This is a genomic window from Pseudomonas sp. LBUM1666, assembly GCF_059695775.1.
This window is the reverse complement of record NZ_CP166789.1, coordinates 1,813,805-1,823,818: the sequence shown is the minus strand read 5'-3', so window position 1 is coordinate 1,823,818 and position 10,014 is coordinate 1,813,805. Positions and strand designations below refer to the sequence as shown.

At 60.6% G+C, this 10,014-nt stretch carries 9 protein-coding genes; 6 read left to right on the top strand and 3 right to left on the bottom strand.

The genetic code is table 11. The annotated features are described in order from the left end of the window. Nucleotides 1-190: 190 nt before the first annotated feature. On the top strand, nucleotides 191-739 hold the full coding sequence (locus tag ACA056_RS08315) for an RNA polymerase factor sigma-70 (protein ID WP_008145913.1): 549 nt from the start codon (nucleotides 191-193) through the stop codon (nucleotides 737-739). Between the two features lie 135 nt (nucleotides 740-874). Here the strand turns inward: ACA056_RS08315 and ACA056_RS08310 are convergent, their stop codons facing one another. The 3 genes from ACA056_RS08310 to ACA056_RS08300 form a co-directional block, all read right to left on the bottom strand. After that, the gene (locus tag ACA056_RS08310; protein ID WP_497271812.1) at nucleotides 875-1,888 is read right to left on the bottom strand and encodes a GNAT family N-acetyltransferase; all 1,014 of its coding nucleotides are present in this window, start codon (nucleotides 1,886-1,888) and stop codon (nucleotides 875-877) included. A gap of 100 nt (nucleotides 1,889-1,988) precedes the next feature. Next, nucleotides 1,989-2,795: a substrate-binding periplasmic protein gene (locus tag ACA056_RS08305; RefSeq protein WP_497271810.1), complete on the bottom strand. Its 807-nt coding sequence runs from the start codon at nucleotides 2,793-2,795 to the stop codon at nucleotides 1,989-1,991. Between the two features lie 91 nt (nucleotides 2,796-2,886). Further along, nucleotides 2,887-3,513 (bottom strand): TetR/AcrR family transcriptional regulator, encoded by a 627-nt coding sequence (locus tag ACA056_RS08300; RefSeq protein WP_497271808.1) that lies wholly within the window; start codon nucleotides 3,511-3,513, stop codon nucleotides 2,887-2,889. Nucleotides 3,514-3,703: 190 nt separating this feature from the next. Here ACA056_RS08300 and ACA056_RS08295 point away from each other — a divergent pair, with 190 nt between their 5' ends. Genes ACA056_RS08295 through ACA056_RS08275 form a run of 5 tightly spaced genes read left to right on the top strand, consistent with a single transcriptional unit; the run spans nucleotide 3,704 to nucleotide 9,971 of the window. Beyond that, nucleotides 3,704-5,494, top strand: a complete 1,791-nt coding sequence (locus ACA056_RS08295) for an acyclic terpene utilization AtuA family protein (protein ID WP_497271806.1) — start codon at nucleotides 3,704-3,706, stop codon at nucleotides 5,492-5,494. A 12-nt stretch (nucleotides 5,495-5,506) separates the two neighbouring features. Next, entirely contained in the window at nucleotides 5,507-6,376 is an 870-nt protein-coding gene (locus ACA056_RS08290; RefSeq protein ID WP_497271805.1) for an SDR family oxidoreductase, read from the top strand. A 3-nt stretch (nucleotides 6,377-6,379) separates the two neighbouring features. After that, nucleotides 6,380-7,996, top strand: coding sequence for a geranyl-CoA carboxylase subunit beta (atuC, locus tag ACA056_RS08285; RefSeq protein WP_497271803.1), 1,617 nt, complete (start codon nucleotides 6,380-6,382; stop codon nucleotides 7,994-7,996). A 23-nt stretch (nucleotides 7,997-8,019) separates the two neighbouring features. Then, on the top strand, nucleotides 8,020-9,177 hold the full coding sequence (gene atuD, locus ACA056_RS08280; RefSeq protein ID WP_497271801.1) for a citronellyl-CoA dehydrogenase: 1,158 nt from the start codon (nucleotides 8,020-8,022) through the stop codon (nucleotides 9,175-9,177). Then, nucleotides 9,174-9,971, top strand: coding sequence for an enoyl-CoA hydratase/isomerase family protein (locus ACA056_RS08275; protein WP_497271799.1), 798 nt, complete (start codon nucleotides 9,174-9,176; stop codon nucleotides 9,969-9,971). The genes atuD and ACA056_RS08275 overlap by 4 nt, the downstream gene beginning before the upstream one ends. The last annotated feature ends 43 nt before the right edge of the window (nucleotides 9,972-10,014 follow it).

Here is a 10,014-nt window from a genome sequence, read left to right as displayed (position 1 = left end):
GCAGGCTTGAAACCCAATAGGGCCGGCTGCGTCAGCGTGTCGCAGTTCTCACTCTGCACCTTTGCAGAGCATTAGTTCTCTTTCTCATTTGACAATCATTATCATTCAGAATAATTTGTCGCTCGATGTGTTGGACGGCTCAGCCCCCGCTTGCGGTCCCACGAACCTATTTGCAGCAAGGTGATTTCCAATGACGGAACAAGTGTCCACAAGCAGGTGCGATTCACCGCTACTTCAGGCATTCGTCGACAATCGACTGATTCTGGTCAAGATTGCAGCCCGCATTACCGGCTGCCGGTCGCGTGCTGAAGACGTGGTGCAGGATGCGTTCTTCCGGCTGCAATCCGCGCCGCAGATCACGTCTTCGTTCAAGGCTCAGCTCAGCTACCTGTTCCAGATCGTGCGCAACCTGGCGATCGATCACTACCGCAAACAGGCGCTGGAGCAGAAGTACTCGGGCCCTGAAGAGGAAGGCCTGAACGTGGTGATTCAAGGCGCTTCGCCGGAAACCTCGCACATCAACTTTTCGACGCTGGAACACATCGCGGATGCGCTGACCGAGCTGCCCAGCCGCACCCGCTACGCCTTCGAGATGTATCGCCTGCACGGCGTGCCGCAAAAGGACATCGCCAAGGAGCTTGGCGTCTCGCCGACCCTGGTGAACTTCATGATTCGCGATGCGCTGGTGCACTGCCGCAAGGTGTCGGGCAGTCGTGTGGATACCTTTGCCCGTCGCTAAGATCTGAAATCTGCGTCGCCCCCATCGCGAGCAAGCTCGCTCCCACATTTGATCTGTGTTCACAGGACCAATGTGGGAGCGAGCCTGCTCGCGAAGACGGACTCAAGATCAACATAGACCTTGAGTCCTCAAGCTTCACGCCAACACACACCGATCAAAAAACCGCTCACGCCCCAACACCATCAGCGCCGCACGCTTGTGCGGGAAGTCGAACGCTTTCTCGCAGTAAAAACCTTGGCCCTGCATGTGCCCGATCATCTTCGCGTTGTCGGCGCGAGGCTCGGCAACCACTCGCTGAGTGCGTGGATCGTCGAGAAACAGGTAATGCGTCAACGCCGATAACCAGCTCGCCACCTTGTGCGGGCCACGGTGATTTTCCTCACCCACCAGCATGTGAATACCGCGGTCGTAATCGCCGGCGTCATAGAACGGCGCGATGCGATCTTCCTTGGCCCAATAGGCTTCAAAGTAGGCGAACGGCTGATCATCGAAACAACCGATCAGCGTCAAAGTGTGGGGATCAGCTTCAAGTTTGCTCAGGTACTCGTGATGCTGTTCAAGACTGCCTTCCTCCTGCCAGAAACTCGCCACGCGCGGGCTGTTCTGCCAACGATTGAAACGCGCCAGGTCCAGGTCGATGTCCACCGTACGCAGGGAAATCCAGGCACCGAGTCGCGCATCGAAGCGCCGATAGACTTCACCCCGCGGTTTTAGCAGGCGCAGCGGATGACGCTTGCCGCCACTGATGACCATTTGTTGCGGATAACTCGATGCCAGTGACACGCCCAGCCAAGGCAGAGGCAACTGCCAAAACAGCGTGCGCTCGCAGCGATACCGGCCGACGATTTCGGTGGGGATCAGCAACCCGCTGAGCAATGCTTCGGAGGGAGCTTCATCGAGTTGCCAAGTCAGGCGCTGGCAGGCCGGGTCACGGGCAAACAGCCAATAACAGGCCGCCCAGACGGCCTGACTGTCGACGCGATCGAAGCGCTCTTCTACTTGCACTTGCAACTCGGGCTCGCGAGTCAGGCGCAGCTGGATCAGCGGCTGCCCTTCAAGGCTGAGACACAGGCGGCTTTCGGTTTCATCAGCTACAAGTCGGCTTCCTGTCGGCAAGGCCAGGGCAGTCAGGTCATTCAGAGTGGACATGGGTCGGGCTCACGTTAATCGTCGACAGTTCAACGAGGTGACGTGAGCCAGTGCGGGAAATTTAAGAGAAGTCGGCAAATACGCGACCTGCGGCGCAATCTCAGCTACCCGGCACCGACACCACGGCGATCTTGTAGGGATCGAAGATCTTCAACATCTGGCCATTGTCCCGCAACCCTTGCAGCAACTTGCCAAATGCCTCGCCACTGATCGGTGCGGCCGGCCGGAGGATGGCGTAGTGGTGATAGACCTGATCGATACGCTGGGAAACCAGCAATTGATCAGCGACTTCCTTGTTGCGTAATAGGTAATCGCTCAGGTAAGAGCGTGTCACCAGGGCAACGTCGGCACGCCCGCGCAGCACCATCAGCAGGTTACTGTCATGGGAATATGTCAGCGTTGCGCCGTAGTTTTGCGCGAGGAATTTTGGATCGGCATTGAAGTTGGCGAATTCGTAGTGATAGCCGCTGAACAGCGCCAGACGCTTGCCGGCGAGGTCGGCAAAATAATTCTGCTGACGAACCGGCTGGCCATCGGGCTGGCGTTGCGCGACAAAAATCTCGGCGTCTTCCAGCCCCATGTCAACGGTGGTGTGCGCAATGTCCTTCCAGCCCCAGTCCGGGTTCTCGAAAATTGCCATATCCACCCGGCCTTGCTTGAAGTCACCGAAACGCCGGGGAATAGAAGTGGGCACCAACACAAACTGATAGTCGTTCTGCAAGGCATTGAGTGCCTCGACCAGCTGCGGCAGCAAACCGGTGTCAGCCCCGGTTTCCGGGCGCACGGTGTAAGGAGGAAAATGTGCGGCACCGACCCGCACCAGCTGTGCTGCCTGGGACGGAACCATGCATAAAGCCGCAAGCGTCGCCAGCAAAAGCCGCGAAGCCATCCGAATTGGCGAAGACATCAAAACAACCCACTCCCCAAAAAAATACGCTTCAATGCATTCAAGCTAGGTGGTTTCGGCCACTTAGCCAGTTTCCTTCTGACTTGGAAAGCTATTGTTTCTCTTCCAGCACCAGAATCAACGCCTCATCGGCCAATTGATCGAGGCTCATGCTGCCGCTGGCGCGATACCAGGTCGTGGTCCAGGACAACGCACCGGTCAGAAAACGGCGGGTGATGAACACATCCCCGCGAATAAAACCGGCCTCCTTGGCCTCGCCCAGCACCTGAAGCCAGAGTTCTTCATAAATGTCGCGCAGCGCCAGCACCTGCGCCTGCCCGTCTGCGGACAGCGAGCGCCACTCATACACCAACACCGCCATGGCCTCGCCGCTGCCGCCCATGATCGACTGCAATTCACAACGAATCAGCGCCAGTACCCGCTCGCGCACACTGCCGGCTTCCGCCAGGGCTGCACGCATCAACGCGGTGTTGTAGCGAATGGTTTCTTCCATCACCGCCCGCAGGATCTCGTCCTTGCTTTTGAAGTGATGAAAAATACTGCCTGACTGAATCCCCACGGCGCCGGCCAGATCGCGCACGGTGGTGCGTTCGTAACCTTTGTTGCGGAACAGGTGAGCCGCCACTTGCAGCAGTTTGCCGCGGGCACTGTCCGGGTCGGTCAATTGGCCGCTGTCGACCAATTCGCGCATCACCCTCAGGGCTTTTTGCTCGTCCACCCGTTCTCTCCTACAGTCGATCAATCAAATACGCCGCTCGCCGCTAAAACTGCGGGGTTGCGCGGGCAATTTAAGCTGGCCGGGGCAACCAAGCAAGCGCTCGGGCAGAAGATAGTTAAGCCGTTTACAAACCAAGCGCTTGCTTGGTAGTCTCGATGCACTTCTGTCGGAGGTCGCTATGGAGTTGACTGTGCCTAAAACGATCCGCATCGGTTGCGCCAGCGCCTTCTGGGGCGACACCTCGACCGCCGCCGCGCAACTGGTAGAAGGTGGGCGTCTGGACTATCTGGTCTTCGATTATCTGGCCGAAATTACGATGTCGATCATGGCCGGCGCGCGGATGAAAGATCCCCAGGCCGGTTACGCCAGCGACTTCATCGAAGTCCTCAGCCCGCTGTTGGGTCAACTCGCCGAACAGAAAATCCGCGTCATCAGTAACGCCGGCGGGGTCAACCCGCAAGCCTGCGCCGCCGCCCTGCAAGCGGCCTGCGACAAAGTCGGGGTAACGCTGAAAATCGCCGTGCTACTGGGCGATGACCTGCAGCCGCAACTCAAACAGCTGAGCGGCAGCGCAATCCATGAAATGTTCAGCGGCGCGCCCTTGCCGCCGATGTGTGTCTCGACCAACGCCTACCTCGGCGCACCGGGCATCGTCGAAGCCCTGCGTCTGGGCGCCGACATCGTCATCACCGGGCGCGTGGTCGACAGCGCCGTGGTCAGCGCCGCGCTGGTGCATGAGTTCGGCTGGTCGTGGCACGACTACGACAAACTCGCCCAGGCCGCATTGGCCGGGCACATCATCGAATGCGGCGCCCAGTGCACCGGCGGCAACTTCACCGATTGGCGCGAGGTGCCCGACTACGAACACATCGGCTTCCCCATCGTCGAAGTCAGCGCCGACAGCCAGTTCATCGTCAGCAAACCCGAAGGCTCCGGCGGGCTGGTCACACCCCTGACGGTCGGCGAGCAGATGCTGTATGAAATCGGTAACCCGCAGGCGTATCTACTGCCGGACGTGGTCTGCGATTTCACTGAAGTCAAACTCGTGCAACAAGGCAAAAACGCGGTTCGGGTGCACGGCGCAAAAGGCTTGCCGCCGACCGATCAGTACAAGGTCAGCGCGACGTACCCGGACGGTTTCCGCTGCACCGCCAGTTGCCTGATCGCCGGAATCGATGCGGTCGACAAGGCGCGTCGAGTCAGCGAAGCCATCATCAACAAGACCTCGGAAATCTTCAGTCAGCGCGGTTGGCCACCCTACAGCGAAGTGAACATCGAACTGCTCGGCAGCGAAGCCACTTACGGCCCCCACGGTCAGCGCCATGACAGCCGCGAAGTGGTGATCAAACTCGCGGTGCGCCATCCGGGTAAACAGGCGTTGATTGTGTTCTCCCGTGAGATCGCTCAGGCCGCCACCGGCATGGCGCCGGGACTGACCGGGATTGTCGGTGGACGGCCGACGGTGTATCCGCTGATCCGGCTGTTCTCGTTCCTTATCGACAAAACCGCCTGCACGCTGGAAATTGATCTCAAGGGCCACCGCCACCCCTGCGCCCTGCCCGCCGTTGATGTGCTCGACACCGCCGACCTGCCCGTGGCGTGCGCCCCACCGAAACCCTCAGGCCGGGCCGATGCCAGCGTGGCCCTGGTCAAACTCGCCGTGGCGCGCTCCGGTGACAAGGGCAATCACAGCAACATCGGCGTCATGGCCCGCGAGCCGGAGTACCTGCCGTGGATTGCCGAAGCCTTGACGCCGGAAGTGATCGTCGACTGGATGAGTCATGTCCTCGATCCGATCCACGGACGTGTCGAACGCTGGTACCTGCCGGGCACCCACAGCCTTAATTTTCTGCTGGAAAACGCCCTGGGAGGCGGTGGCGTGGCCAGCCTGCGGATCGATCCGCAAGGCAAAGCCTTCGCCCAGCAACTGCTGGAAATCCAGATACCGGTGCCTCAGCGCATCGCCGACCAGGTCAACTAGAGGACTGTCGCCATGGCATACGATTCGATTTTCAAAGCCGATTTGTTTGCGGGCCAAAACATCATCGTCACCGGTGGTGGCAGCGGCATCGGCCGTTGCACCGCTCACGAACTGGCAGCCCTCGGCGCCCATGTGCTGCTGCTTGGGCGCAAGGTCGACAAGCTGAAAAACGTCGCGGCCGAGATCGCCGAAGATGGCGGCAAGGCGGATTGGATGGCCTGCGATATTCGTGAGGAAGAAGCGGTCAAGCATGTGGTCAGCGAGTTGATCCGCAAGCACGGACCGATTCATGGCCTGGTCAACAATGCCGGCGGGCAGTACCCGTCGCCGCTGGCGTCGATCAATCAAAAAGGCTTCGATACGGTGTTGCGCACCAACCTGATGGGCGGCTTCCTGATGGCCCGGGAAGTGTTCAACCAGTCCATGAGCACGCACGGTGGCGCCATCGTCAACATGCTCGCCGACATGTGGGGCGGCATGCCCGGCATGGGCCACTCGGGTGCGGCGCGTTCAGGCATGGACAACCTCACCAAGACCGCCGCATTCGAATGGGGTTATGCCGGGGTGCGGGTCAACGCCGTGGCGCCGGGCTGGATCGCGTCCAGTGGCATGGACACCTACGAAGGCGCGTTCAAAGCGGTGATCCCGACCTTGCGCGAGCACGTTCCGCTGAAACGCATCGGCACCGAATCGGAAGTCAGCGCGGCGATCGTTTTCCTGCTCAGCCCGGCAGCGGCATTTATCAGTGGCAGCACCTTGCGCATCGACGGCGCCGCCAGTCTGGGCGGGCGCGCCTGGCCGATACACAAGGCGCAGATCAGCGAGTCGTATAACGGTTTCCATCGCGCCTACTTGCCGGACGTTCTCAAGGATAAGGAATAAGCCATGCCGGTGATTCAGTCGCAAGTGGACCCGTTCAGCGAACAGTTCGAGCGCAATCGCGAGGCGATGCTGGTCGGCATCGAGCACGTCCGCCAGCTCGAACAGAACCTGCTGGACAAGGCGGCCGAAGCCAAACCCAGGTTCGACAAACGCGGCCAGCTGTTACCCCGCGAACGCCTCAACCTGCTGCTGGACCCCGGCGCCCCGTTCCTCGAACTGGCCAGCCTGGCGGGCTACAAGCTGCACGATGACAAGGATGGCAGCTCGGCAGGCGGTGGGTTGATCGCCGGGATCGGCTACGTGTCCGGTGTGCGCGTGCTGGTGGTGGCGAACAACAGTGCGATCAAGGGCGGGACCATTTCCCCCAGCGGTTTGAAAAAATCCCTGCGCCTGCAACAGATCGCCATGGAGAACAAACTGCCGGTCATTACCCTGGCTGAAAGCGGTGGAGCCAACCTCAATTACGCGGCGGAGATTTTCGTCGAAGGCGCCCGCAGCTTTGCCAATCAGGCGCGGATGTCGGCCATGGGCCTGCCGCAAATCACCGTGGTCCATGGCTCGGCCACGGCGGGCGGCGCCTATCAGCCAGGGTTGTCGGATTACGTGGTGGTGGTGCGTGGCAAGGCCAAGCTATTTCTGGCAGGCCCGCCGCTGCTCAAGGCTGCCACCGGCGAAGTCGCCACCGATGAAGCGCTGGGCGGCGCCGAGATGCACGCGCAAATCGCCGGTACCGCGGAGTACCTGGCCGAGAACGATGCCGATGGCGTGCGCCAGGTGCGCGAAATTATCAGCCTGTTGCCGTGGAATGATCAGTTGCCCTGGGTACCCGAACGTCGGTGGGAAGAACCGCTCTACCCCATCGACGAGTTGCTCGGGCTGATTCCGGACGACGCGAAAAAACCTTACGACGTGCGCGAAATCATCGCGCGGATTGCCGACGGCTCGAACTTTCTCGAATTCAAGGGTGAGTTCGATCAGCAAACCGTCTGCGGCCATTTGCAGATTCAAGGCCGCGCCTGTGGGTTCATCGGCAACAACGGACCGATCACGCCCAAGGGTGCGAGCAAGGCGGCGCAGTTCATTCAGCTCTGTGACCAGAGCCAGACGCCGCTGCTGTTTTTCCACAACACCACCGGGTTCATGGTCGGCACCGAGTCGGAGCAGCAAGGCGTGATCAAACACGGCGCGAAAATGATTCAAGCGGTGGCCAACGCCCGGGTGCCTAAACTGACCATCGTCGTCGGCGGTTCCTATGGTGCCGGCAACTACGCGATGTGTGGCCGCGGCCTCGACCCGCGCTTCATTTTCGCCTGGCCCAACAGCCGCACGGCGGTGATGGGTGGCGCCCAGGCCGGCAAAGTACTGCGGATCGTCACCGAGGCCAAACAGGCCAAGGACGGTCTGGTGCCCGACCCGAAAATGCTCGACATGCTGGAACAGGTCACCGCGCAGAAACTCGACAGCCAGTCCACCGCACTCTATGGCAGCGCCAGTTTGTGGGACGACGGGTTGATCGATCCGCGGGAGACCCGGACCTTGCTCGGGTACTTGCTGGATATCTGCCATGAGGCTGAAGTGCGGCCGCTGCAATCCAACAGTTTTGGCGTAGCCCGCTTCTAAGGGCGCTCAGGAGAACAATAAAAATGATCTTCACCCAGGAACACGAAGCACTGCGCCGCACCGTCCGCCAATTCGTCGAGCACGAGATCAATCCTCACGTCGAGGAATGGGAAAAAGCCGGACGCTTTCCGATCCACGAGATCTTCCGCAAGGCCGGCGACCTCGGCCTGCTGGGGATCTCCAAACCGGAAAAGTTTGGCGGCATGGGGCTGGATTACAGCTATTCGATCGTTGCCGCTGAAGAGTTCGGCACCATCCACTGCGGCGGCATTCCGATGTCCATCGGCGTGCAGACCGACATGTGCACCCCGGCACTGGCGCGTTTCGGCTCCGATGAACTGCGCGAAGAGTTTCTCCGTCCAGCCATCACTGGCGAGCAGGTCGGCTGCATCGGTGTTTCCGAAGTCGGCGCCGGTTCCGACGTGGCCGGTTTGAAAACCACCGCCCGCAAGGACGGCGACGACTACGTGATCAACGGCAGCAAGATGTGGATCACCAACTCACCGGGCGCCGATTTCATCTGTCTGCTGGCCAACACCTCGGACGACAAACCGCACATCAACAAGTCGCTGATCATGGTGCCGATGAACACCCCCGGCATCAGCCTCAGCTCGCACCTGGACAAGCTCGGCATGCGTAGCTCGGAAACCGCCCAGGTGTTTTTCGACAACGTGCGCGTGCCGCAACGCAACCGCATCGGCCATGAAGGCGCGGGGTTCATGATGCAGATGCTGCAGTTTCAGGAGGAACGGCTGTTCGGCGCGGCGAACATGATCAAGGGCCTGGAGTACTGCGTCGACAGCACCATCGAGTACTGCAAGGAGCGCAAAACCTTCGGCAATGCGCTGATCGACAATCAGGTCATCCACTTCCGCCTGGCTGAACTGCAAACCGAAATCGAATGCCTGCGGGCGTTGGTCTATCAGGCCACCGAGCAGTACATCAAAGGCCAGGACGTCACCCGTCTGGCGTCAATGGCCAAACTCAAGGCCGGGCGTCTGGGCCGGGAAGTCAGCGACAGCTGCCTGCAATACTGGGGCGGCATGGGCTTCATGTGGGACAACCCGGTGGCCCGCGCTTACCGTGACGTGCGGCTGGTGTCGATCGGCGGCGGTGCCGACGAAATCATGCTGGGGATCATCTGCAAACTCATGGGCATCCTGCCGGGGAAAAAGAAATGAGCACCTTGCCCGCTTGCCAGACCTTGCTGCTGGAATCGCATAACGGCGTCCTGCACATCACCCTCAACCGCCCGGAAAGCCGCAATGCCATGAGCCTGTTGATGGTCGCGGAACTGCGTGCCGTGCTGTTGGCCGTGCGCGATGACCGTGAGATTCGTGCCTTGGTGATCGGTGGTGCCGGCGGGCATTTTTGCGCCGGTGGCGACATCAAGGACATGGCCAACGCACGTGCTCAAGGCCCGAGCGCCTATCGCGACTTGAATCGCGCGTTCGGTGCGCTGCTGCAAGAGGTGCAACACGCACCACAAGTGGTGATCACGGTGCTGCAAGGCGCGGTGCTCGGCGGTGGTTTTGGTCTGGCCTGCGTCAGCGATGTCGCCTTGGCCGATCATCAGGCGCAATTCGGTCTGCCGGAAACCAGCCTCGGTCTGCTGCCGGCGCAAATCGCGCCGTTCGTGGTGCAGCGCATCGGCCTGACTCAGACTCGCCGACTGGCGCTGACCGCGGCACGCTTCGATGGCACGCAGGCGCGGCGCATGGGGTTGGTGCATTTTGTCGAGCATGACGCGCAAGCGTTGGCCGAGCGTCTCGATGAAATTCTGGCCCATGTGTTGTGCTGCGCGCCGGAGGCCAATGCGACGACCAAAAAGCTGTTGCTGGCGAGTGCCGGACAGCCATCGAATGCATTGCTGGATGAAGCGGCCGATTGGTTCAGCGAGGCGGTGACCGGGGCTGAAGGTATTGAGGGGACCATGGCCTTCGTGCAGAAACGCAAACCGGGTTGGGCCCTTTAAAAGCATCGCGAGCAGGCTCGCTCCCACAGGGGAATGCATTTCA